Source organism: Desulfurellaceae bacterium (genome assembly GCA_021296095.1).
GTDB lineage: Bacteria > Desulfobacterota > Binatia > Bin18 > Bin18 > JAAXHF01.
The window spans coordinates 17,208-39,350 of record JAGWBB010000005.1; the positions used below are offsets into that span (position 1 = coordinate 17,208).

The 22,143-nt window shown below is 62.6% G+C and carries 22 protein-coding genes; 8 read left to right on the top strand and 14 right to left on the bottom strand.

The window, feature by feature from the left end:
* Positions 1–10 precede the first annotated feature (10 nt).
* Genes J4F42_01925 through J4F42_01935 form a run of 3 tightly spaced genes read left to right on the top strand, consistent with a single transcriptional unit; the run spans position 11 to position 3,611 of the window.
* Entirely contained in the window at positions 11–1,213 is a 1,203-nt protein-coding gene (locus J4F42_01925; GenBank protein ID MCE2484244.1) for a tyrosine--tRNA ligase, read from the top strand.
* A 36-nt stretch (positions 1,214–1,249) separates the two neighbouring features.
* On the top strand, positions 1,250–2,182 hold the full coding sequence (era, locus tag J4F42_01930; protein ID MCE2484245.1) for a GTPase Era: 933 nt from the start codon (positions 1,250–1,252) through the stop codon (positions 2,180–2,182).
* 58 nt (positions 2,183–2,240) lie between these two features.
* On the top strand, positions 2,241–3,611 hold the full coding sequence (locus J4F42_01935; GenBank protein MCE2484246.1) for a short-chain fatty acid transporter: 1,371 nt from the start codon (positions 2,241–2,243) through the stop codon (positions 3,609–3,611).
* A gap of 1 nt (position 3,612) precedes the next feature.
* Here J4F42_01935 and J4F42_01940 read toward each other — a convergent pair whose 3' ends face one another.
* From J4F42_01940 to J4F42_01955, 4 genes are read right to left on the bottom strand one after another with little or no spacing between them, the layout of a single operon-like run.
* Positions 3,613–4,401, bottom strand: coding sequence for an enoyl-CoA hydratase/isomerase family protein (locus J4F42_01940; GenBank protein MCE2484247.1), 789 nt, complete (start codon positions 4,399–4,401; stop codon positions 3,613–3,615).
* 21 nt (positions 4,402–4,422) lie between these two features.
* The gene (locus tag J4F42_01945) at positions 4,423–5,586 is read right to left on the bottom strand and encodes an acyl-CoA dehydrogenase family protein (GenBank protein ID MCE2484248.1); all 1,164 of its coding nucleotides are present in this window, start codon (positions 5,584–5,586) and stop codon (positions 4,423–4,425) included.
* A gap of 32 nt (positions 5,587–5,618) precedes the next feature.
* Positions 5,619–6,044 (bottom strand): OB-fold domain-containing protein, encoded by a 426-nt coding sequence (locus J4F42_01950; GenBank protein ID MCE2484249.1) that lies wholly within the window; start codon positions 6,042–6,044, stop codon positions 5,619–5,621.
* A 2-nt stretch (positions 6,045–6,046) separates the two neighbouring features.
* Complete coding sequence (locus J4F42_01955; protein MCE2484250.1) at positions 6,047–7,225, bottom strand: hypothetical protein; 1,179 nt, start codon at positions 7,223–7,225, stop codon at positions 6,047–6,049.
* Between the two features lie 144 nt (positions 7,226–7,369).
* Here J4F42_01955 and metF point away from each other — a divergent pair, with 144 nt between their 5' ends.
* The 3 genes from metF to J4F42_01970 all read left to right on the top strand — a co-directional run bounded on the left by metF (position 7,370) and on the right by J4F42_01970 (position 10,442).
* Positions 7,370–8,263 (top strand): methylenetetrahydrofolate reductase [NAD(P)H], encoded by an 894-nt coding sequence (gene metF / locus J4F42_01960; protein MCE2484251.1) that lies wholly within the window; start codon positions 7,370–7,372, stop codon positions 8,261–8,263.
* A gap of 83 nt (positions 8,264–8,346) precedes the next feature.
* Positions 8,347–9,405 (top strand): cupin domain-containing protein, encoded by a 1,059-nt coding sequence (locus J4F42_01965; protein MCE2484252.1) that lies wholly within the window; start codon positions 8,347–8,349, stop codon positions 9,403–9,405.
* An 11-nt stretch (positions 9,406–9,416) separates the two neighbouring features.
* Positions 9,417–10,442, top strand: a complete 1,026-nt coding sequence (locus J4F42_01970; GenBank protein ID MCE2484253.1) for a methionine synthase — start codon at positions 9,417–9,419, stop codon at positions 10,440–10,442.
* A 182-nt stretch (positions 10,443–10,624) separates the two neighbouring features.
* Here the strand turns inward: J4F42_01970 and sufT are convergent, their stop codons facing one another.
* From sufT to J4F42_02010, 8 genes are all read right to left on the bottom strand, one after another.
* Entirely contained in the window at positions 10,625–11,179 is a 555-nt protein-coding gene (sufT, locus tag J4F42_01975; protein ID MCE2484254.1) for a putative Fe-S cluster assembly protein SufT, read from the bottom strand.
* A gap of 167 nt (positions 11,180–11,346) precedes the next feature.
* The gene (locus J4F42_01980; protein ID MCE2484255.1) at positions 11,347–11,571 is read right to left on the bottom strand and encodes a HigA family addiction module antidote protein; all 225 of its coding nucleotides are present in this window, start codon (positions 11,569–11,571) and stop codon (positions 11,347–11,349) included.
* Positions 11,572–11,578: 7 nt separating this feature from the next.
* Positions 11,579–11,986 (bottom strand): PIN domain-containing protein, encoded by a 408-nt coding sequence (locus J4F42_01985; GenBank protein ID MCE2484256.1) that lies wholly within the window; start codon positions 11,984–11,986, stop codon positions 11,579–11,581.
* The gene (locus tag J4F42_01990; GenBank protein MCE2484257.1) at positions 11,983–12,228 is read right to left on the bottom strand and encodes a type II toxin-antitoxin system prevent-host-death family antitoxin; all 246 of its coding nucleotides are present in this window, start codon (positions 12,226–12,228) and stop codon (positions 11,983–11,985) included. Before J4F42_01990 ends, J4F42_01985 begins: the two co-directional genes overlap by 4 nt.
* A gap of 439 nt (positions 12,229–12,667) precedes the next feature.
* Complete coding sequence (locus J4F42_01995; GenBank protein ID MCE2484258.1) at positions 12,668–15,784, bottom strand: efflux RND transporter permease subunit; 3,117 nt, start codon at positions 15,782–15,784, stop codon at positions 12,668–12,670.
* 23 nt (positions 15,785–15,807) lie between these two features.
* A complete protein-coding gene (locus tag J4F42_02000) occupies positions 15,808–17,130 on the bottom strand; it encodes an efflux RND transporter periplasmic adaptor subunit (protein ID MCE2484259.1) in 1,323 nt (440 codons plus the stop codon).
* A complete protein-coding gene (locus tag J4F42_02005; GenBank protein ID MCE2484260.1) occupies positions 17,127–18,431 on the bottom strand; it encodes a TolC family protein in 1,305 nt (434 codons plus the stop codon). The genes J4F42_02000 and J4F42_02005 overlap by 4 nt, the downstream gene beginning before the upstream one ends.
* Before the next feature lie 565 nt (positions 18,432–18,996).
* Positions 18,997–19,920: an alpha/beta hydrolase gene (locus J4F42_02010; GenBank protein ID MCE2484261.1), complete on the bottom strand. Its 924-nt coding sequence runs from the start codon at positions 19,918–19,920 to the stop codon at positions 18,997–18,999.
* Between the two features lie 152 nt (positions 19,921–20,072).
* Here J4F42_02010 and J4F42_02015 point away from each other — a divergent pair, with 152 nt between their 5' ends.
* Complete coding sequence (locus tag J4F42_02015; protein ID MCE2484262.1) at positions 20,073–20,726, top strand: nitroreductase family protein; 654 nt, start codon at positions 20,073–20,075, stop codon at positions 20,724–20,726.
* A 38-nt stretch (positions 20,727–20,764) separates the two neighbouring features.
* Here the strand turns inward: J4F42_02015 and J4F42_02020 are convergent, their stop codons facing one another.
* Together J4F42_02020 and J4F42_02025 are read right to left on the bottom strand one after the other, a co-directional pair.
* Positions 20,765–21,265 carry a hypothetical protein gene (locus tag J4F42_02020; GenBank protein ID MCE2484263.1) on the bottom strand — a complete coding sequence of 167 codons (501 nt, stop codon included), beginning with the start codon at positions 21,263–21,265 and terminating at the stop codon, positions 20,765–20,767.
* A 50-nt stretch (positions 21,266–21,315) separates the two neighbouring features.
* On the bottom strand, positions 21,316–21,510 hold the full coding sequence (locus J4F42_02025) for a hypothetical protein (GenBank protein ID MCE2484264.1): 195 nt from the start codon (positions 21,508–21,510) through the stop codon (positions 21,316–21,318).
* A 120-nt stretch (positions 21,511–21,630) separates the two neighbouring features.
* Here J4F42_02025 and J4F42_02030 point away from each other — a divergent pair, with 120 nt between their 5' ends.
* Positions 21,631–21,984, top strand: a complete 354-nt coding sequence (locus J4F42_02030) for a 2Fe-2S iron-sulfur cluster binding domain-containing protein (GenBank protein MCE2484265.1) — start codon at positions 21,631–21,633, stop codon at positions 21,982–21,984.
* Positions 21,985–22,143 lie beyond the last annotated feature (159 nt).

Sequence of the window (22,143 nt, forward strand, 5' to 3'; positions counted from 1 at the left end):
TGAAGACGACATGGCGCTGTCGGTTACGGACCAGTTGCGGGAAATTCAGCGCGGCACGGTTGATATCATTCCGCTTGAGGAACTGAAACGGAAGCTGGAGACGGGTCGTCGGCTGCGGATCAAGCTCGGGGTTGATCCGACTTCCCCGGACCTGCACCTCGGACACACCGTGGTGGTCAATAAGCTGCGCCAGTTTCAGGAGCTGGGGCATGTGGTGATTTTTCTGATCGGCGATTTCACCGGCATGATCGGCGATCCGACCGGCCGCTCAGAGACCCGCAAGGCGCTCACCCGCGAGCAAGTCCTGGACAACGCTGAAACCTATACCAAGCAGGTTTTCAAGATCCTGGATCGAGACAAAACCGAGCTGCGTTTCAACTCCGAATGGATGGACGGTTTCAGCCCACCCGACTTTATCCGTCTGTGCGGCCAGTACACGGTCGCCCGTCTTTTGGAACGGGACGATTTCTCGAAACGCTACAAGGATGGCGTTCCCATCCACGTCCATGAACTCCTGTATCCGCTTGTTCAGGGCTACGACTCGGTTGCGCTCCAGGCCGATGTCGAGGTCGGGGGGACGGATCAGCGCTTCAACCTGCTGGTCGGGCGTGAACTCCAGCGCGGTCACGGCCAGGAGCCGCAGGTGATTCTGACCCTGCCCCTGCTCGAAGGCACCGATGGGGTGCAGAAGATGAGCAAATCGCTCGGCAACGCCATTGGCATCACCGATCCTCCCACCGAGATGTACGGTAAAATCATGTCGATCTCGGACGCTATGATGGGCAGATACTACGAGTTGTTGAGCACGGTCGATAGCGACCGGCTTGAGGCCATTCAGCGCGCTGAGGTCCATCCGATGGAGGCCAAAAAGCAGCTGGCTGCCGAGCTGATCAGCCGCTTTCATGACAGCCCCGCTGCGGAACGGGCGGCGGCCGACTTCGCCCAACGCTTCCAGCGCCGCGAGCTGCCCAGCGAGCTGCAAGAGATCGCCTGGGCCGACCCCGCGCCCGAGGTCTGGATCTGTCATCTGCTGCGCGAGACCGGTCTGACAAAATCGGCCAGCGAGGCGCGGCGGATGATTCAACAGGGAGCGGTGCGCATCAACGGCCAGCGGCTGGACAACCCGGATCTGAAAATCCCGACCCGGGGCGCGACGGTGGTCCAGGTCGGACGCCGGCGGATTGCCAAGGTGGTCTTTGGCGCTTCGGCCTAGTCTGTCCTGTTCTGCCCAAACCGGAGGAGCTGTCCCGTGAGTGACACCGCTGCCCCTGGCCAGTACCGGTGCGGTTTTATTGCCCTGATCGGCCGTCCCAATGTCGGCAAGTCGACGCTGCTGAATACCCTGATTGGGGAAAAGCTGGCCATTGTCACGCCCAAACCGCAGACGACCCGGACCCGGCTGCTGGGGGTCAAGACGCTCTCCCAGGCCCAGCTGATCTTTGTTGACACGCCGGGCATCCACACGCACGCCGGCTCCCTCCTCAACCGCAACATGGTCGAGTTGGCCTTGGGCGCGCTGCAAGAGACCGACATGGTGCTGTTCCTGGCCGATGCCCAGCGCGGGATTGTGGACGGCGACGAAAAGATCGCCGCCCGTCTCAGCGGCCTGTCTACGCCGGTCATCGGGGTGGTCAACAAGATCGATCTGCTCCCGCGTCCGGCCCTGCTGCCGGTGCTGGACCGCCTGGCCGGCCTGTTGCCCGGCCGAGAAGTCGTTCCGGTCAGCGCCTTGCGCGACACCAATACCGCCGAACTGCTGTCCACCCTGATCCAGCTCTTACCGGTCGGGCCGGCCCTGTATCCGAGCGATGAACTGACCGATCAGAGCGAACGGACGCTGGCCCAGGAGATGATCCGCGAGCAGCTCTTTTTCAACACCCAGCAGGAAATCCCGTATGCGACAGCGGCGATTGTCGAAGAGTTCACCGAGCGACCCGACAAGTCGTTGCTCGTTATTCGGGCCGCGATCCACGTCGAACGCGCCTCGCAGAAGCCGATTGTGATCGGCCGGGGCGGCGCCCGGCTCAAGAAAATCGGTCAGGCCGCCCGACGCCGATTGGAAGCCTTTTTCGGCTGCAAGGTCTTTCTGGAGCTGTTTGTCAAAGTCTCCAAGGGCTGGACCAACCGGCCGGGCTTGCTGCACGAGCTGGGCCTGTCCGTGGCGCCCACCCGCCGCGCTTAGCCGCGCCGTGCGGCCCAGCGTCAAGGATTCCGGAAGTCAGGAGGGAAGGGGAGGGAGTATGGGAATGCTGGCACGGGCCGGATTGGCCTTGACCCGCTGGACGGAGCGCTGGATTCCCGACTCATGGGTGATTGCGGTCATGCTGAGCCTGTGCGTCGCCGGCCTGGCGATGACGGTTGGGGGCGCCTCTCCGGCGGCCGCCCTGCAGGCCTGGGGCCAGGGTTTGTGGGCCTTGCTCAGCCTGGCCATGCAGTTCACCCTGATGATGGTCTTGGCGTATGCCTGTGCGGTCTCTCCGCCGCTGAAACGCGCCTTCGTGTGGATGGCCGCCCAGCCCGATCCGGCTCGACCCCGTCAGGCGATTGTCCTGATGGCGTGTTTTTCCACCCTCACCGCCTGGCTCAACTGGGCCTTCAGCCTGGTGGTGACCGCCGCCTTTCTGCCCTTTGTGGTCAGAGCCAACCCCCGCGTCGATTTCCGTTTGCTGGTCACCTGTGCCTACCTGGGGGTCGGCACGGTGTGGCATACCGGCCTGTCCGGCTCGGCCCCGCTCATTCTTGCCACACCGGATAATTTTCTGATCCAGGCCGGTGTGCTGACCGAGACCGTGCCCATCACCCAGACCCTGTTTGCGCCGTTCAATCTCGGCTACGCGCTGCTGGCCGGACTGGCCGGCATCCTGATTGTCGCCGCCCTGGTGCCCCCGGCGACCGAGGCGGTCAGCGTCTCTGAGGCCCAGGCCCGGCGGCTGGACTCGGGCCATGTGGCCCAGACCCGCCCGTCCAGCCTGATTCCAGCCCAACGTCTGGAGTGGTGGCCGGGCTGGTCGCTGATCGCCAGCGCAGCCATGCTGCTGTATCTGGCCTCGCAGATCGCTAGCCTGGGGTTTGGCCGAGCCTGGACGATTGATAATTACAACCTGTTGTTCATGGCCCTGGGCCTGTTGCTGCACTGGTATCCCAAGTCGTTTTTGGCCGCGTGTGAGGACGGGATCAAAAATACCTGGGGGATTGTGATCCAGTATCCTCTGTACGCCGGCATCTTCGGTCTGATGGCGTATACCGACCTGGGCCAGGCGCTGACCGGCTTGTTTGTCAGCGCCAGCTCACCGCGCGCCTTTCCGCTGATCGTGTATGTCTACTCGGCGGTGCTGAACTACTTTATTCCGTCCGGCGGCTCAAAGTGGATTGTCGAGGCGTCCTACCTCCTGCCAGCCGGGCACGCCCTGGGGCTGTCGATTCCAACAGTGACGCTGAGCTATGCCTACGGCGATATGACGACCAACCTCATCCAGCCGTTCTGGGCGATTCCCATCCTGACCGTCACCGGCCTACGCTTTGGCGACATCATGGGCTACTGCTTTCTCATTGCCGGCCTGATGCTGGTGTTCAACGTCCTGGCCCTGCTGCTGATTCCGCTCCAGCTGTAGCCTAACGTCCCTGAAACACCGGCTTGCGTTTCTCGACAAAGGCCCGGGCGGCTTCTTTGGCGTCCTGGCTGCCGGACAGCTCGTGGGTCATGTTCTGCTCAAACCGATAGCCGTCGCGCAGGTCCATGAATTCGATGCTGTTCATGGCGTGTTTGGCCAGGCGGATCGCCAATGGGCTTTTGGCGGCGATCTCCTGCGCCAGGGTCTGGGCTGCGGGCAGGAGCTGCTCGGGGGGCACCACGGCCTCCACAATGCCCCGCCGGTACAGTTCCTGAGCGCCGATCCGCTCGCCGGTGTACATCATCTTGCGCGCCTTATACACCCCGAACAGGCGCTGGGTGTGGCGTCCGCCGCCGAGCAGGCCGACATCGATCTCGGGCAGGCCGACCAGGGCTTTGTCTGAGGCGATGAGCATGTCGCACGAGGCCAGCAGGGCTAATCCACCGCCCAGCGCCGGGCCGTTGATCGCCCCGATCACCGGCACCGAGCACTCCAGGATGGCGTGAAATGCCTCCCGGGCCGCCCGTGAGTGTGCCCACATCGCCCCGGGCCGGGGTTTCTGCTGACCCTCGAGTGAGGATGAGCGGGCTTTCATGTCGGCGCCGGCACAAAAGCACTTGCCGGCGCCGGTGAACACCGCAGCCCGCACCTCGGCGCGATTGTTCAAGGCGTCGAACGCGGCCTGAATTTCGTCGAACATCTGGCGGTTCATGGCGTTGACCGGCGGGCGGTCAATGGTGACGGTAGCGACAAAATCGCTGACTTCGGTCTTGATGATTTCCATATCCATGGTGGGCTCCTGGGGCGAGGCTTATCTGAATAAGGACCGCGCAATGACCATCCGGTGGACTTCCGAGGGACCCTCGCCAATCCGTCGTACCCGGGCTTCCCGATACCACCGCTCCAGGGGAAACTCCTTGGTCACCCCGTAGCCGCCGTGGATCTGGACCGCACTGTCGATCACCCGGCCCAGGACCTCGCTCGAGTACAGCTTGGCAATCGAGGCCTCAAGACGGGCGTCTTCTCCGCGGTCGGCTTTCCAGGCGCCCTCCCAGATCAGCCAGCGGGTGGCGCGCAGCTCGACCTCGGCATCGGCCAGCATCCACTGGACGGCTTGGCGCTGACTCAGCGCTTGCCCGAAGGTTTCGCGTTGTTTGGCATGTGCTACGGCCATCCGATGGGCGGCGATCGCCACGCCAAGGTTGGCGGCCGAATACGGAAAGCGGGCCTTGGTCAGCAGATCGAAACACAGAAACAGGCCCTGGCCTTCTTCCCCGATCATCTTGTCGGCCGGCACCCGACAGTCCTCAAACGAAACCTCGTTGGGGACCGAAACCGTGCGGATGGTCTTGAACGGGCGCGGGGTGAAGCCCGGCGTGTCTTTGTCGATAATAAAACAGCTGATGCCCTTGCGGCCTTTGTCTGGGTCGGTCCGCACGAAGACCACCCCCCACTCGGCCAGATGGGCGTTGGAGATAAAAATCTTGGTGCCGTTAATGACCCACGAGTCGCCGTCTCTGACGGCCCGACACTGAATGGCCCCGGCCGGGTCCGAGCCGCCGCTGGGTTCGGTGATGGCGAAAAAGGTCTTGAGGCCGTCCCGCAGGGTCGGGATGGCGTAGCGCTGGATCTGCTCCGGGGTGCCGGCGTAGATCGGCGCCGGTGGATAGCGGCCAAAGGTTCCGCAGCCCGGGTTGTACAGCCCCATGCGGTGTTGGGCCATTTCTTCCAGCACCACCGACATGCCAAAAGTATTGACCCCCCCGCCCCCGAACTGCTCGGGCGCGGCCAGGCACCACAGGCCGGCCGCCTTGTTCTTGGCCATCAGGCGCTGATAGTCGGCCTCGGGCAGATCCGGGGCGTCCGGGTCGAGCTGCTGTTCGAGCGGAATGATTTCTTCGCGGATAAAGCGCCGAACCTGATCCCGGAGCAGGCTCAACTCGGGGGGGAGGCTGAAGCCCTGGAATGCTTCCATGTCGCTACCTCGGAGGAGCGGTCGCCCGACCGCTAGTCTGCGCGCTTGAACTTGGGCATGGTCACCTCTGGGGTGACCTCGTCGAAAACGACCTCGACCGGTAAATCCAGCCTGAGATCGTCGGGCTCGACATCGGTCAGCCAGCTGACCAGCCGCACGCCTTCTTCCATCTCAATCACCACCGGACTGTAGGGCACCATATCGGCGAACTGGGACAGCATCGGCTGGACTGCGGTAGTCCACGAGAAGACCTTGCCCCTGCCGCTGGACTGGGCCCACTCCCAGTTGAAAGACCCGCACTTGGCACACATGTCGCGCGGCAGGTGACGCCAGGCGCGACAGTCGGTGCAGCGCTGAAAGCGCAGCTGGTGTTGCTTACAGTAGTCGTAGAACTCGATCGCCATGCTGTTGCGCAGTTTGGGCAGCGGGCGTGGGTAGGCGTTCGTGTCTTGTGCCATGTCTACCTCCGTAAGATAGCCAGGCTGCCATCCCCAAAGTCTCCCCAGCCGGTCACCAGACCCAGCTCGGCGTCCTCGACCTGGCGCTCGCCGGCCTCGCGGCGCAGCTGGCGGGTGGCCTCGGTGATGTGGTTCATGCCCCACACGTGGGCTTCCGAGTGTAGTCCGCCGTGGGTGTTGATGGGCAGCTCCCCGCCGAGTTCCAGACGGCCGCCCTGGACAAAATCGCCGACCTCGCCACGCTGACAAAAACCCAGGGCTTCGAGCTGGAGCAGGACGACGTAGGAGAAACAGTCGTAGATTTCGATGAAGTCGATATCCTTGTGCTCAACGCCGGCCATCCGAAAGGCGTTTGGCGCGGCAAAACTCAGGCCGATGGTGAACGGGTCGGGCCGCGACGGAATATCGTCGGCCGGGTAGGGGTGCCCCTCGGCCACGCCTGCAATATAGACCGGATCGTGCTTGAGATCTCTGGCCCGTTCCGGCGAGGAGAGGACCACCGCGCACGCTCCGTCGGTTTCCAGGCAGCAGTCGAACAGCCGGAACGGCTTGGCCACCCAGCGGGCGTTCAAATAGTCGTCCATGCTGAGCGGGCGGCCGCACATATAGGCTTTGTCGTTCAGCTGGGCGTGCTTGCGCGAGGCGAGCGCCACCGAGCCCATGGCCTCGTCCGGCGTGCCGTACAGCTCTTTGTGACGGGTAGCCAGCCAGGCGTACCACTGGACGGGCACCGAGGCGCCGTAGGGCAGGTAGTATTCGCCGATCGTGGTGGCCATGACCCCCGGCGCTCCGCTGCCGCTGCCACCATCGGGACGCCCCAGATTGCGGACCCGCATGGCCGAGTAGCCGTTCCAGCCGAGCGGAATCAGGACGTTATTGGCCACCCCGCAGGCCACGGCCAGGGCCGCGCTCTGTAGAGAGGTGACCGGGCTGGCGCCGCCCATGTGGACGGTGACCGAGTAGCGCAGGTCCTCAATGCCCAGATTGGCCGCAAAATGTTCGGCGGTGGACGGCAGGGGAGGCGGGATAATGCCGTCAATATCGTGCGGGCTGAGGCCGGCGTCGCTGATGGCCCGCATTGAGGCTTCGAGCATGAGCGACAGGTCGGTCCGGCCCGAGCCTCGGGTAAAGTCGGTTTCGCCGACCCCCACAATACAGGCTTGATCTTTCAGTGCGTGCATAGCTCCTCCTTCAGCAGGGTTCCCGGGCCGGATGGTACACCGGACGGGGACGGATTGTAAAGCCAAAGCGGCGAACGGTACTGTCCTAATTAGGACAGGAGCCTCGCTTTCGGGACCGGGCGCTTTGGGCTATCTTTGGGCAGCATGAAAATTCGCCGCCTCTTTGAGACCCAAGATCAAACGTTTTCCTTTGAGTTTTTTCCGCCCAAAAACCCGGCCGATGTTGAGCAGTTGTTTGTCCGTGCCGGTGAGCTGAAACCGCTCGGACCGAGCTTTGTTTCGGTGACGTACGGAGCGGGCGGTTCGACCCGCAAAAATACGATTGATCTGGTGGGCCGCTTTCAGGATGAACTCGGACTTGTCGGCATGGCTCACCTGACCTGCGTGGGGCATACGCAGGCCGAGCTGCGGGCCATTCTCCAGGAATTTCAGGCCCGGGGGATAGAGAACGTGATGTGTCTGCGGGGCGACCCGCCCCGTGGGCAAGCCAGCTTCGAGCCGGTGCCCGGCGGCTTCTCCCACGCTAATGAACTGGTCTCGCTCACCCGTGCCAACGGGGACTTCTGTATCGGTGTTGCCGGCTACCCGGAGCCCCACCCTGAGAGCGAAAGCCGGGATCTCGATCTGTTGCGTCTCCAGTACAAGGTGGACTGTGGCGCAGATTTCGTTATCACCCAGCTCTTTTACGACAACCGGGAGTATTTCGACTTTGTGGACCGCGCCGGTCGGCTCGGCATTCCGTGCCGAATTATCCCGGGCATCATGCCGATTGTGAACTATCGCCAGATTGTCCGCATCACGCGCCTGTGTGGAGCAACGATTCCGACCGAACTGAGTAGCCGCCTAGAACCGGTTGCCGACGATCCTGAAGCGTCCCTCGAAATCGGGATTGAGTGGGCGCGGCGGCAGTGTGAAGAACTGCTCGAAAACGGCGCCCCCGGTATCCACTTCTATACGCTGAACCGCTCTGATGCGACCAGGCGCATCTTTGAGCAGCTGCGCCACAGCCCGGTCAAAACCCTGCTGCCGTTTGCGTAGGGCAGGCACGGGGGCCTGCCCCTACCTGACATTGACCGGGCCGCCCCCGGCAGGTTATGGTCCGCCTAACAGGAGGCCCGCGTATGGCACACAACGCCCCCCCAGCGGTCAGCCCGAACGAAGCCAACGCCTTTCTTGACGGCCTGTCACGGTTCAATGTCGGCCCGTTATGGAAGGTACTGGGCCAGATCCTGACTCCTGAGCCGCGCACCCAGGCCGTTCCCCACCTGTGGCGGTGGCAAGAGCTGCGCCCCCAGCTCTTGCGCTCAGGCGAGGTGGTGACGGCCGCCGAGGCCGAGCGGCGGGTGTTGATGCTCCTCAACCCGGGTTTGGAGGGCCGCGTGGCCACGACCACGACCCTATACGGCGGCTTGCAGCTCATCCTGCCCGGAGAAATCGCCCGCACCCACCGTCATACGCCCAACGCCCTGCGTTTCATTATGGAAGGCGAGGGCGCCTATACGGTCGTTGACGGCGATAAAATGACCATGGCCCCGGGTGACTTTGTCCTCACCCCCAACTGGACCTGGCACGATCACGGCAGCCAGGGTGACCAGCCCGTGGTGTGGCTGGACGGCTTGGACATCCCGCTGGCCTCTCTGCTGGAAAATATCTTCACCCAGCCGTTCTCCCAGGAAGCCCAGCCTGTCACCAAACCGCTCAACACTTCTGTGGCCGTGTACGGTAAGGGCGGGCTGCTGCCGAGTTGGCAGCGGTCGGCCGATCATGGCCGATCCGGGCTGTTGAAATACGCCTGGACCGACGCCCATGAGATGCTGATGAGTCTGGGCAAGGATGAAGAAAGTCCGTTTGACGGCAGCCTGCTCGAATATGTGAATCCAGTCAGTGGCGGGCCGTCGCTGCCGACCATGGCCAGCTTTTTACAACGCCTCAGGCCCGGCCAAAAAACCCAGGCGCATCGCCACAGTGCCAGCGTGGTATATCTGGCCGTGCAGGGCCACGGCCGAACAGTCATCGACGGCCGTGTCTATGACTGGGCTCCGGGCGACGTGTTTGCCCTGCCTCTGTGGGCGGCCCATTGTCATGAAAACGTGTCGGCCAGCCAGGATGCCATCCTGTTTTCGTTTACCGATGCGCCGGTGATGCGGGCGCTGGACTGGTATCGGGAGCAGGAGCTGTAGAGGAGCCCAGCATGCTGCAAACCATGATTGTCGGCAGCCTGCCGCGCCCGACCTGGCTCGTGCCGCCCCACCGCATGTATGTGTCCTGGCAGCTCGATGAGGCGCAGCGGGCCGAGGGCTGCGACGACGCGGTTGTGCTGGCGGTTGCCGATCAGGAGTCGGCCGGACTGCATATCCTGACCGATGGCGAGCAGCGTCGCCGGCATTACATCTGGGGTTTTTGTGAGGGGCTGAGCGGTCTCGATTTCGAGCGTCTGGCCAAGATCGAGACCCGTGGTAATCGTTACGGGATCCAGGTCGATGCGGCCCGGGTGGTGGGACCGCTCCGCCGGCCCAAGCCCATTCTTGTTGACGCTCTGCGCTTTCTCAAACGCCAGACCGGCAAGCCGGTCAAGGTAACTCTCCCCGGCCCTATGACCACGGCCGACACCCTGGCCGACGAGCACTACGGGGACCGCCAGACCCTGGCCGCCGAGATCGCCAGGGTGCTCAACGAGGAGGCGTTGGAGTTGGCCGAAAACGGCTGCGATATCGTCCAGTTCGATGAACCGTGTTTTAATATCTATCTCGACGCGGTTGAAGACTGGGGCATCCGCAGCCTGGAGGCTGCGGCCCAGGGGGTCAGGGCTAAAATCGCGGTCCATATCTGTTATGGCTACGGCATTCCTCAGGTGGTCGAGTGGAAGAGCCATAACACGGACTGGAGTCATTACGGACGGACGCTGCCCCTGCTGCAGACCAGCGCCATTGACATGATCTCGGTCGAGTGCGCCGCTTCGGGGGTCGACCCCTCGGTCCTGGCCCTGGCTCGGGGCAAGGACCTGATGGTTGGGGTGATTGATGTTGGGACCGAAGAGATCGAAACCCCGCAGACCGTCGCGTCCCGCATTCGCACCGCCCTGCAATATGTCGAGCCACAGCACCTCTATCCGTGTACCGACTGCGGAATGATTCCGCGCTCGCGGATTGCAGCCCGGGGAAAGATGAAGGCTCTGGCAGACGGGGCGTGGCTGGTCCGCTCGGAACTGAGCGGCTAGAGGGCAGGCGAGGGAAACAGTGGGCTATTTACGTGAACTTTTCGGCAGCAGCCCGTTGCTGATGGGCGCGGTTCTCGGCGTCGTCATTGCCGCAATGATTATTTTCTTTGCCGAGCGGGGGCGCTCCTAGGCCAGACCGTTGGCACGGCCCCTCCCCCCGGCCGGGAAGAGGGACACGGGCATCAGTCTTCAATGCCGAGCCGTTGCTTGCCCTCGGCCGAGATCATCTCCGGTCCCCAGGCCGGCTCCCAAACGACCTGCACGTCGGCCTCTTCGACCCCTGGCAGACCCTCAATCCGGTGCTGGGCATCCATGGCAATGGCCGGGCCCATGCCACAGCCAGGCGCGGTCAGCGTCATCTTGACCTCGACCTTGTTCTCGCCACTGGGCAGCGGTTGCAGCTGCATGTCGTACACCAGCCCTAGGTCCACAATATTGACCGGAATCTCCGGATCGTAGACATTCTTGAGGGCAGCCCAGACCTGCTCTTCGCTGAGCGTGCCGTCACCCGCCTCTTGACTGGTTTCTGTTTTGGCGTTGGGCTGTTTGCCGATCGCGTCGGCATCCGCGTCAGACACCCGGTATAAGCCGCCCAGGGTCGGCAGCTGCAGGGTATAGGTGTCGCCCAGGGCCTGGGTAATCACGCCCGGCGTCCCCTTGGGGATGATGACGGTCGTTCCCTGAGGGATCTGTACGACTTCACATTCTCTCTGAAACTCGATTTCTTCGTAGCTCATCGGCTCTTCCTTTCGTCTGCAGGTTGTCTAATCTAGACAGGTAAGGTCTATGATGTCAATTCAGACGGCTCAGGTGCATCTGGGGTCTGCTCTGGCTATGGAAGCTTAAGCCGACGCGTCGGGCAGAGTCGGCGGCAGATTTCTCTCTTTTCCACGGCGAAGGCGGCTCAGGCTGTGATTTGGACGTGGTGCTTCGGCACCTGGTCGAGCCTATCGGCCAGGCGATCCTGTTCCCTCTCCAGATCGTACTGGCTCTGAAGTCCCATCCAGAACTCTGCCGAGTTGTCAAAGAAACGTGAGAACAGCAGGGCCGTCTCCGCGGTGATGGATCGCTGGCCGTGAACGATCGCACGAGGTCTGGGGCGTGTCCGTGCTGTCAGTAGGAAACGCAGGACTTACTCACGGAACAACCTCACAGCGTATCTGCCGGAAGTGATGGTCCAGCGTCAATGCGCGCCGAATACACAACTCTCGCATCACTGCAAAGCTACAGCAGTCGGTGAAGGAGAAGTTTTTGTCCCGATACCGGAAGAAGAGCGTTCGCGCCCGCTCTCTTCGCGGCTCGTTAATGGACTCAATCCGCAGGCGGGTCGATCCGTTGATTTGCAGCCACCATGCTTCAGCCGCATCAAGTCCGAGGCGAAACCGGATGGTGGTCAGCGTCTCGTCAATCACGTAGTCGGTCGTTGTCAGCACGCCTCCCGACAACAGCCATTGGTCCCGCGCTTCCCGGACAGCCGAACCTGCAGTATCGCGGCTATCCGCAGCCGCAACCCACGCGGCCGTGTCCACGAACATTTGTCTCACCGGTACAGCACCTCGTCATGCCGGGTAGCGGCGTCTCCCGATTCAGACGCGCCAACAGCCGGAGCCTGGTACAGCGGGTCCGATTCCAGAGGTGTGCTGTCAAGCGAGGGATTGCCAACCGGTACGATGTCGAAGGCCGGGCGACTGCGGTACAACACGGTGAAGCGCTCCCCCTGTCGCACTTTTTTGACAACGTCCTGCAAGCGCCCTCGGAGCTGTTTGGCACTGATCATTTCAGGCATAGTCAGGCCCCCTTCAAGTTTGACTCAAGATGATCTTTACCTGAGTGCGATACAAGTGTCCAGGAATTGCCAGCTGGTCCTCATGCTGGAGAAGTCACGGTGCAGTTACGGTACTTGCCGGCGGTAATGGCCGGCTTCAATGAGGCCCAGGCGTGTCCGCCTGGGATATATGGGCCGAGCCGTGCATAGACTTCTTCGCGGTCGACCTCCCCGCTTCAATGAGGCCGGAGCGCAGCTGCCCCGGAAACAGCCAGGATGGCAAACAAGGCCAACTGCTGTTCATGGGGCTTCAATGAGGCCGGAGCGCCAGCGCCCCGGAAATAGCCGCTGTAGATGTCCTTGTCCAGTTCGGATTCTCTCAGTATTCTGCGAGTGGTACCGGCAAAATTGCCTTTACCAGAGCGCTCGCAATGATCGAAATGTCTGAACTGGAGAGGTTTCAATTACGTGGCTCTGGCTCCTGCGACGGCTGTGACAAGCCGCGGGCTTTCCACACGTAGTACACGACCGGGTAGACGAGCAGGGTGACCAGGCCGGAGGTGACGATGCCGCCGACCAGCGGCGTTGCAATCCGCTTCATGACATCAGCTCCCGCGCCAGCACTCCACATGATGGGCAGAAGCCCGATCACATCGGTCGCTATTGTCATCAGAATCGGTCGAACCCGTTTCACCGCTCCGTCCGTGATGGCTTCGACAAGAGCACTGCGGTCGGTGAGCAAGCCGCGCTTGCGGTAGTCTGTGTAGGAAAGGTCCAGGTACAGCAGCAGTACGATGGCGGTCTCGGCGTGGAGCCCGGCCAGGGCGATGACGCCAACCCACACGGCGATGCTGAGGTTGTAATCGAGGATGTACAGCAGCCAGATTGCCCCGGTCAGGGCGAACGGCACGCCGAACAGCACGAAGAGCGTTTCGGTGGCGGAGTTGGTGTTGAGGTAGATGAGAATGAAGATCAGCAGCAGGGTCAGCGGAATGACATAGCCGAGGCGCTGCTGGGCGCGCTGCATGTACTCGTACTGTCCGCTCCAGGCCAGAGTGTAGCCGACAGGCAGCGCTATGCGGTCGGCAACGGCGTGCCGGGCGGCCGTGACGTAGCTCCCGACATCGGTATTGCGGATGTCGATGTAGACCCAGGCGTTCGGCCTGGCGCCCTCAGTCTTGATACTCGGCGGGCCGACAGTGTAGCGCAGGCTGGCCAGGCGTCCCAGCGGAATCTGCGGACCGGCCGGGGTCGGAACCAAAACTGAGCGCAGAGCCGGCAGGTCATCCCGCAGCTCTCGGCTGTAGCGCAAATTGACCGGATAGCGCTCGAGCCCTTCGACGGTGGTCGTAATATTCATACCGCCGATGGCGGTCTGGATCACCTGCTGCACGTCATCGACCGTCAGACCGTAGCGGGCGATGGCCCCGCGGTCGATCTTGAAGTCGAGATAGTTGCCACCCATCACCCGCTCGGCGTACACGCTGCGTGTTCCGGGCAGCTCCCGGATGACGGCCTCAATCTCCTGGCCCAGCCGCTCCAGCTCGGCCAGGTCAGGACCGGCGATCTTGATCCCGACCGGCGTCTTGATGCCGGTCGAGAGCATGTCGATTCGGGCCTCAATCGGCATTGTCCAGGCGTTCGTCAGCCCGGGGACCTGGATCGCGGCATTCAACTCCTGGGTGAGTTTTTCGGGAGTCATGCCGGCCCGCCACTCGCTCTGCGGCTTGAGCATGATCGTGGTTTCGATCATCGACAGCGGCGCGGGATCGGTTGCCGAGTCGGCCCGGCCCACCTTGCCGAAGACCTTGTCCACCTCGGGGAAGGTTTTGATGATGCGGTCGGTCTGCTGCAAGAGTTCGCGGGCCTTGGTGATCGAGATGCTCGGCAGCGTCGTTGGCATGTAGAGCAGGTCGCCTTCCCACAGCCGGGGCATGAACTCTGAACCAAGTCGGGAGAAGGGCACAAAGCTCACCGCCAAGGCCACAAATGCGACAGCCAGGGCGGAGGACTTGAAACGTAAGACGAAGCTCAGGACCGGCCGGTATACGTAGATGAGCAAGCGGCTGATCGGGTTTAGGTCCTGAGGCAGAATCCTGCCCCGCACGCAGTAGCCGACCAGAACAGGAACCAGGGTCACCGACAGCAGGGCCGCAGCCGCCATGGCGTAGGTCTTGGTGAAGGCGAGCGGCTTGAACAGCCGTCCTTCCTGAGCCTCCAGGGTGAACACGGGCATGAAGGAGACCGTGATCACGAGTAGGGCAAAGAACAGCGAGGGACCGACTTCCTTGGCCGAGGCGGCAATAATCTGCCAGTGAGGGCGTCGCTCCCGGTCTCGTGCCAAGTGGGCGTGGGCATTCTCGACCATCACGATACCGGCGTCGACCATGGTGCCGATCGCAACGGCGATGCCGCCGAGCGACATGATGTTGACGCTGAGCCCCTGGAAGAAGATCGCGATGAAAGCGATCAGGATGCCGACCGGCAGGCTGATGATGGCGACAAGTCCGCTCCGCATGTGGAACAGAAAGAGCAGGCACACCAGACCGACGATCAGGAACTGCTGGCTGAGGCTGGTCCGCAGGCTGGCGACCGCGCGGTCAATCAGCGCCGTGCGGTCATAGGCGACCGCAATCTCAACGCCCTGGGGCAGACCGGCTTTGAGCTGCTCCAGCTTGGCCTTGACGGCGCGGATGACCCGCAGGGTGCTTGCCCCGTAACGCACGACGATAATGCCGCCCACGGTCTCGCCCTCGCCGTTCCATTCGGCCAGCCCGCGGCGCGTCTCCGGGCCCACACCGACCCGCGCCACATCTTGCAGCAGGATCGGCGTTCCGCTGCGGTCCACACCCAGGGCGATTTTGCGCAGGTCGTCCTGAGACTCAAGGTAGCCGAGGCCGCGGATCATGAACTCCTTCTCCGCTACTTCGAGCAAGCGTCCTCCCACGTCGCTGTTGCTGTGTTGCACCGCGGTCCGAATCGTGGAGATGGAGATGTCGTAGGCCCGAAGCCGGTTCGGATCGACGCTGATCTGGTACTGCCGGACAAATCCTCCGACGCTGGCGACCTCTGAGACGCCCGGGACGCTGGTCAACTCATACTTGAGGAACCAGTCCTGGATCGAACGCAGCTCGCTCAGGTCGTGACGGTCAGACTTCAAGGCATACATGAAGGCCCAGCCGGCACCCGTGGCGTCGGGACCGAGCCGTGGCGCGACTCCCGGCGGCAGCTGCCCGGAGACGGAATTCAGGTATTCGAGGACGCGGCTCCTGGCCCAGTACAGGTCGGTCCCGTCCTCAAAGATGATGTAGACAAAGGAAAAGCCGAAGAACGAATAGCCCCGCACGACTTTGGCGAACGGCGCGGCGAGCATCTGCGTCGTCAGTGGATAGGTGACCTGATCTTCGACAATGCGCGGCGCCTGGCCCGGGTACTCGGTGTAGATGATGACCTGGACGTCGGACAGGTCGGGCAGGGCGTCGAGCGGCGTTCGTAACAGCGCAGAGACGCCGGCCGCCGCGACAAGCAGACCGAGGAGCACCACCAGGAAGCGGTTGGTGATTGACCAGTCAATGATGCGCCCACACATCGCCCACCTCCTCAGTGATGATGCTGAGTCGGCGCCGAAGCCGGTGCGGACTGCTCGGGGGCGCCGTCGTTCAGCAGCTGTGAGATAGCGGCCTTAAGATTGCTGTCGGAGTCAATCAGAAACTGTGAGGAGACCACGACCGCCTCGCCGGGGGAGAGCCCGGCGGTGACCTCCTGCATGTCACCGCCCGCCATGCCCAGCTTGACCTCACGGGGCTCAAACACGCCGCCACCCTTGGCGACGATGACGACCGCTCGTTCCCCGCTGTGCAGGACAGACTCGGCCGGCGCTATCACCGCCCGGGCCGACCCGGCCGCCTGGGCGGAGACCGTGACGTACATCATCGGCCTCAGGCGGAGGCCCGGGTTGGCAACCTCGACAAAGGCGGTCAGGGTCCGCGTGTGCTGGTTGACGGCCGGACGAAAGAAGAGAATCGTGCCGTCCCAGCGCCGCCCCGGAAACGCGTCGACCTCGATCAGCACCCGCTGGCCTTCACGCACATGGCGTACATCGTTTTCGTAGAACTCGGCTTTGGCCCACAGCGTAGCGTGGTCGGCAATCTTGAGGACGGTCATGCCCGGGCTGAGTTTCATGCCCTCCAGGGAATCGCCCATCTTGTCGACAATAAACCCGGAAGAGGGTGAGAAGAAGCGGACCGTGCGGGTAACCGCTCTCGAAGCTCCGAGCGTGTCGATCTGCTCCTCGGTGATATCCCAGTAGCGCAGGCGTTCCCGGGCCGCTTCGAGCAGAGACTCGGCGCGGGCGACGGCCTCAGGGTAGGCCCTGTTTTGCCGCAGCCGCTCGACATAGTCCATGGCCGCCAGGTACTCACGCTGCGTCGTGAGCAACTGCGGGCTGTAGATCTCGAACAGCAGGTCGCCTTTCTCGACCAGTTCACCGACGTTGTTGACGCGCGCTTTCTCGATCCAGCCCTCGAATTTCGTGTTGACGGACACGAGCTTTTCTTCGTTGTGGGCCAGGACGCCGACGGTGCGAATCGAGACCGGCAGCGCACCGGTCGTGACCGGTGTCGTCCGCACCGCAAAGTTCTGCAAGAAGCCCCGGCTGACCCGAACCCCACCATTTTGTGGGGCTTGGTCTTCATAGACCGGAACGAGGTCCATGCCCATGGGTGACTTGCCCGGTTGGTCGGAGGTGTAGTTCGGGTCCATCGGGGCGCGCCAATACAGAATCTTCCGCTCGCCTGGGGCCGGTGCGGTGTGAGGGGGCGCACCCCGCAGCGCGTCAAGCCGCTCCCAGCCGAGCAGGGCCGACGCGCCGACTCCGAGGCCAACACCAACGAGCAGCAATACAAAACCGCTAAGCCTTGTCATGGTCTTTCCTCCGGGAAGGCCGACCCGATGGCACGTTCCATCTCGGCCAGGGCCTGCATGTAATCGGTTTCCAGACGCGCCAAGCCGAGCCGAACCTCAAGCAGGACCTCCTCGCTGTCCAGCAGTTCGAGCACCCCGGTCGTTCCGGTGGCATACGCCTCCTCGGTCGAGCGCAAAGCCTGTTCGGCCTGGGGCAGCAAGGCTCTCTCAAAGAGGGCGATCTGTTCATCGGTCATGCGCAGCCGGACCCCAACCGAACGGACAGCGGCGTCAACCGTGTTGACCACGTTGTGGTAGACGGCCTTTGCCGCCGCAACCCGCTCGCTTGCCTCCTGCACTCCTGCGTCGTACTTCGAGCGGAAGAGGGGAAGGGTGAGGCTGAGGCTCAGGCTGTACACGTCTTTGCCGTTGCCGGGGGGTCGATTCAGTCCCGCTCTGGGCCGGCTGCGAACGTTTCCCCAACTGGCGCCCAGGGTGAAGTCGGGCCAGTACTGGCGTCGGGCCAGCTGCACGCCGCTCTGCCTGCTCTCGATCCGCAGCACGGCCTCCCTCACTTCGGGTCTGTTGGCGCGTCCGATTGCAGACAGCCGGTCGCTGTCGATGTGCACGACTGGCCGGTCAACGGGGCGGCCGGTTGGAATCGAGGTGTGGACCGGTCGGTCGCACAGCGCATTCAGCCCAGCCTCAAGCTCAACTCGTTGGCGCAGAAGTTCCTGCCGACGGTTCAGAACCTGGGTGATTTCAGCCTGGAGCTTGACGACCGCCTGCTGCAGGCCGACCCCCTGAGCGTAGCGTGCCTGAGCCAGGGTTTCATAATGGCGCAGGAGCTGCTCTTGTTCGGCAGTGATGCCGAGCGCTTGATCAATATAGCCGAGGTCGTAGTAGGCCAGTTTGATCTGGCGGACCAACTCGGCCCTGTTTTGCTGGTAGAGCGTATCACGGACGCCGGCCTGCTTGGCAGCAATCTTGCCCCGGTCCGACAGCTTGCCGAACCAGGGGAACTTCTGGCTTAGCGCGACGACTGTTGTCTGCGGACCGACCCGGGTCTCCGGGGACCGCGCGTGTTGCGTGACCGCCAGGCTCGGATCCGGCAGGGCGGTGACCTGGGCAACGCGCAACTGGGCGGCCTGAGCGTCCAGCAAGGCTTGGCGGAGCTGCGGATTGCTCTCAAGCGCTTGCTCGACCAGAGCGGCCAGCGTCGGATCGTTATTGGTCGCATAGGCCGGCGTGTCAGCCCGCGCCAGGCCGAGCGCCGGCAGGAACAGCCACGTGCAAAAGTAGAGCAGCACTCCCTTCTTCATTCCCTTCCTCCAGTGTGGAACGGACTCGCCCGGGTCCCTGGGGACTCCGAGCGTGGCCTGAAAGTGGGCAGGCGTACTCGAACCGCAGGTGGACGAAGTCTGGGTGGTTCGAGCCGACTCAGATGAAGGGCGGCCTAGATGAGGAAAGTTTGGTGTCGGACGTACAGGGGCGGGCTGCGGTCAGGCCAGCGCGCAAGCGCGAGAAGGCCGACTCCCGGTCCGTCGCTGGCAGGTGGGTCGGCGACGGCTGACGGGGAGGGGGAGACGAGTTGGTAGTGCTGAACGGCAGGCTGCTGGGAAAGCGTGGCCGGGGTGCCGGTCAAGACACACAGCAGGTCGCACAGCGTTGTATGATTCCTGGCGTGGGTGCGCGAATCGTCACAGCAGTCGTGGGCTTCCTCGGCCTGCGCACCGAGCGTGATGGGCGCACAGGGGACGGCGCCCACAAGCAGGGCGAGTGAGACAACTACGATCCTGATGGCAATCCGTGTCTTCACCAGTAGTCTGCCGCTCCGGTTTCTTAGGATACTAAGAAGCCTAGCACCATGCCGATTCCGGGCGCAAGTCAGCTCTTGTCCCGAAATTCCTTGAAGGCCACCCGGACCAGATCGGGACGGTCTTCCTGAACATAGTGGCCGCTGCGCAGAATGACCGAGATGTCCGAATTGGGGATGTCTTCGTCGAGCTGGCGGCCGACCTCAAGCGGGACGATGGCGTCGTGTGGCCCCCAGACCAGCAGGGTGGGGACGGTCATTTGAGACAGTTGAGGGGTGATTTCTCCTTCGAGGACCGACTCGGCGTCAAACTCCCGGATAAACTTTCGCAGGCTGAGCCGCGCTCCGGGATCGTCCTGATAGGGCGCCAGATAGGGTCTGAGGGCGATATCGCTCATCTTTTCCTGAGCCTCCACCCCGGCCCGGAAGAGACGTTTGAGAAACCAGTCGCCGGTCAACAGCTGGCCGAGCCCGGGCAAGCCCAGCAGACGGACGTTGAGCGTCGGGCTGGCGTCGTACAGCGGGGCGCCGACCAGAATCAGCTTGCGGACTGCCCCCGGGTTGCGGACCGCGTGCAGGGCGACGATCAGGGCTCCGGCTCCCTGACCCCCAAGGATGGGATTCTCCAGGTTGAGTTCTTGCAGAAAGGCGTCGAGCTGGGAGACATAGGTCTCGATATCGTAGCGCCGATCCTGGGGCTTTTCCGAATAGCCGAAGCCCATCAGGTCGAGGGTATAGACGGTCGTACCATAGGTCAGGCCCGGGATGATATTGCGCCACACGTAGGACGAGGCGCCAAGCCCGTGTAACAAGACCATCGGTCGGCCTAAGCCCTGTTGATCGTAGTGCAGGGCTACCCCGTCGATGTCGATGTATTTTTTGTCCGGGTATTTATCCTGGAGCGCCGCGCCGGATAAGCTGGGCTGCGAGCCGCAGGCCGACAGCAGCACGGTCACGGTTAACAGCCCCGCCTTCAGCCACATGAACTCTTGCATACGTCTACTCACTTTCTCGGTCGCTTCCTCAAAACCGGCAGTAGTCCCGAAGTTTGACACGCCCGAACCGGACGCGCACAATGACGCCGGTCGAGTTTCACGCACTGTAGCCGTGCGCAGGGATTTCGACAAGACTGATTAAGGAGGAAAACATGGCCCAACACGAGCTGTTTGACATGATGGCCTCGACCCGCAGCATGCGCCGTCTGAAACCCGATCCGGTTCCCGACGCGCTCATTTACCAAATCCTGGACGCCGGGATTCGGGCGCCGAGCGGCACCAATACCCAGAACTGGCGTTTCGTGGTGGTCAAAGACCCGGACATCAAAAAACAGGTGGCCGCAGTCTACCAGAAAGGCTGGGCTCAGGTTGAGGACATGTACGCGGACCGGCCCGGACCCGAACACATGGAAGACACAAAATTTCGGCGGCTGATCAGCGCCGCCGCCTATCTGGCCCAGAACATGGCCGAGGTGCCGGTCCTGCTGTTCGCCTGTCTCAAAGAACGACCCATGCCGCCGGAGTTGGCGGCCAGACTGGCCCGCCTGTCCGGTTCGAGTATCTATCCTGCCGTCCAGAACATGTTGCTGGCGTGTCGGGCCCTGGGACTCGGTGCCACCCTGACGACAGTTGCCTCGCTCCACGAAGAAGAAATCAGGACCGTCTTGAAGCTGCCCGAGGACATTTCGACCTATGCCCTGCTGCCGATCGGCTATCCCATGGGCCGATTTGGGCCGGTGACGCGTGTGCCGGCTGAGGAGGTGACCTGTGTCGATCAGTGGGGCACGCCCCTCAAAAAGGGCTGAGGAGGGGTTGGCCGGGCCGGTAACGGTTAGCCGTTTTATCAGTCGTCTTGGTTGTTCCGGCTCAGCAGGGTGGTAATCGCCCACTCATAGCCGTCGGTTAGCGCCATCCAGGCCGAGGCGAGCAGGTCGCGCGACGTGCGCATGGTGCTCCACCGCTGTTGCCCGTCGCTGAATTTCATGATCGACACCACCTCGGCGGCGGTGCCCTGTCCACCCCGATGGGTGTACAACTCAACGAGCTGTACACCCTTGATCATCGGAAAATAGTGGAGCAAGACCCGACGCAGCGCCGAGTCCAGGGCCTGGACGCCGCCCACGCCCTGAGCGGCTTCAATCTTCTCCTGGCCGTTCACCTCGATAACAACCACCGCGTCTATGGCCCGGCGCCCTTCCCATTCCTCGTCAACCACGCGCCAGCGGACGATTTCAAACGGTGGACGGTAGTGCGGATCCTGCCGCCAGCGGGCCACGTCCTGCGAGGCCTGGGGGGCCGTGGCGGCGTCAAAAAAGTCTTCAGCTGGTTCTTGTTTTTGTGCCATGCAGACTTTCTGTATGTTTGTGGTAGGAGATACTTACCATACAAGGAGTGTTAGACCTCGCCCAGGGTGTCCCAGTGAATTTCCCAGAATTGGGGCAGGGGCGGGGAAAATTCGAAGTGCCCGCCAAAGCACGCAAAGCTGGGTTGGTGGGATAAGCGCTCGCGCAGCAGGTGGAGATAGTCCTCGAGCTCCTGCTCGGTCGGGTCCCCTGCTGCGTTGCTGACGGGGGGGGACCCGATATCCATGCGCCTGCGCTGGCCACACTTTTGACAACTGATATCCACGTGCATAGGCTCCCCTGGATTTGCTGGCCTGAACCAGATACATAGTACTGCCTACATGACTCCAAAGGAGGCTGCAAGCGCATGCCGTTGGTCACATTTGTGAAGCAAGAGCTGAGTATCGAGGTGCCCGAAGGGGCGAACCTGCGGGACGTCGCGCTGGAGAACAAGATTGACCTGTACGCGTTCCCGGATAGCCTGCTCAACTGCCGCGGGCGCGGCCTGTGCGGCACCTGCCGGGTACAGGTCGACGACCATCGGGCTCTGTCCGAACGCACCATAACGGATGAAAAAAAGAACGGCTGGGAGGGGAAAACCTATCGCCTGGCCTGCCAGTCGCAAGTGCTCGACGATGTGTCGGTTGTCACCAGTCCGCGTCGCATTCGGGGCTGGATGGACCATTCGACCTACGCCACAATGAAGAAACAAGGCGCCTGAGTGCTCAAGCCCCAACCACTACATCTTGTGGGCTGGTCGGTTCCCTTGTCAAAGGGATAGCGCTTTGATATGAAAAGCCATGCTCGTAGCGGCAAGCCTAGTCAGAACCGAAAGCCCATCTCTCTTCTGCTGAGATGGGCTTTTTTGCATGCGCCAGCC

Bases quoted from the DNA above. Each gene is read 5' to 3' on its own strand.
- J4F42_01925 (MCE2484244.1), top strand. From the start codon at position 11: ATGGCGCTGTCGGTTACGGACCAGTTGCGGGAAATTCAGCGCGGCACG.
- J4F42_01935 (MCE2484246.1), top strand. From the start codon at position 2,241: ATGGGAATGCTGGCACGGGCCGGATTGGCCTTGACCCGCTGGACGGAG.
- J4F42_01940 (MCE2484247.1), bottom strand. From the start codon at position 4,401: ATGGATATGGAAATCATCAAGACCGAAGTCAGCGATTTTGTCGCTACC.
- J4F42_01945 (MCE2484248.1), bottom strand. From the start codon at position 5,586: ATGGAAGCATTCCAGGGCTTCAGCCTCCCCCCCGAGTTGAGCCTGCTC.
- J4F42_01950 (MCE2484249.1), bottom strand. From the start codon at position 6,044: ATGGCACAAGACACGAACGCCTACCCACGCCCGCTGCCCAAACTGCGC.
- J4F42_01955 (MCE2484250.1), bottom strand. From the start codon at position 7,225: ATGCACGCACTGAAAGATCAAGCCTGTATTGTGGGGGTCGGCGAAACC.
- metF (MCE2484251.1), top strand. From the start codon at position 7,370: ATGAAAATTCGCCGCCTCTTTGAGACCCAAGATCAAACGTTTTCCTTT.
- J4F42_01965 (MCE2484252.1), top strand. From the start codon at position 8,347: ATGGCACACAACGCCCCCCCAGCGGTCAGCCCGAACGAAGCCAACGCC.
- J4F42_01970 (MCE2484253.1), top strand. From the start codon at position 9,417: ATGCTGCAAACCATGATTGTCGGCAGCCTGCCGCGCCCGACCTGGCTC.
- sufT (MCE2484254.1), bottom strand. From the start codon at position 11,179: ATGAGCTACGAAGAAATCGAGTTTCAGAGAGAATGTGAAGTCGTACAG.
- J4F42_01990 (MCE2484257.1), bottom strand. From the start codon at position 12,228: ATGCCTGAAATGATCAGTGCCAAACAGCTCCGAGGGCGCTTGCAGGAC.
- J4F42_02000 (MCE2484259.1), bottom strand. From the start codon at position 17,130: ATGACAAGGCTTAGCGGTTTTGTATTGCTGCTCGTTGGTGTTGGCCTC.
- J4F42_02005 (MCE2484260.1), bottom strand. From the start codon at position 18,431: ATGAAGAAGGGAGTGCTGCTCTACTTTTGCACGTGGCTGTTCCTGCCG.
- J4F42_02010 (MCE2484261.1), bottom strand. From the start codon at position 19,920: ATGCAAGAGTTCATGTGGCTGAAGGCGGGGCTGTTAACCGTGACCGTG.
- J4F42_02015 (MCE2484262.1), top strand. From the start codon at position 20,073: ATGGCCCAACACGAGCTGTTTGACATGATGGCCTCGACCCGCAGCATG.
- J4F42_02020 (MCE2484263.1), bottom strand. From the start codon at position 21,265: ATGGCACAAAAACAAGAACCAGCTGAAGACTTTTTTGACGCCGCCACG.
- J4F42_02025 (MCE2484264.1), bottom strand. From the start codon at position 21,510: ATGGATATCGGGTCCCCCCCCGTCAGCAACGCAGCAGGGGACCCGACC.
- J4F42_02030 (MCE2484265.1), top strand. From the start codon at position 21,631: ATGCCGTTGGTCACATTTGTGAAGCAAGAGCTGAGTATCGAGGTGCCC.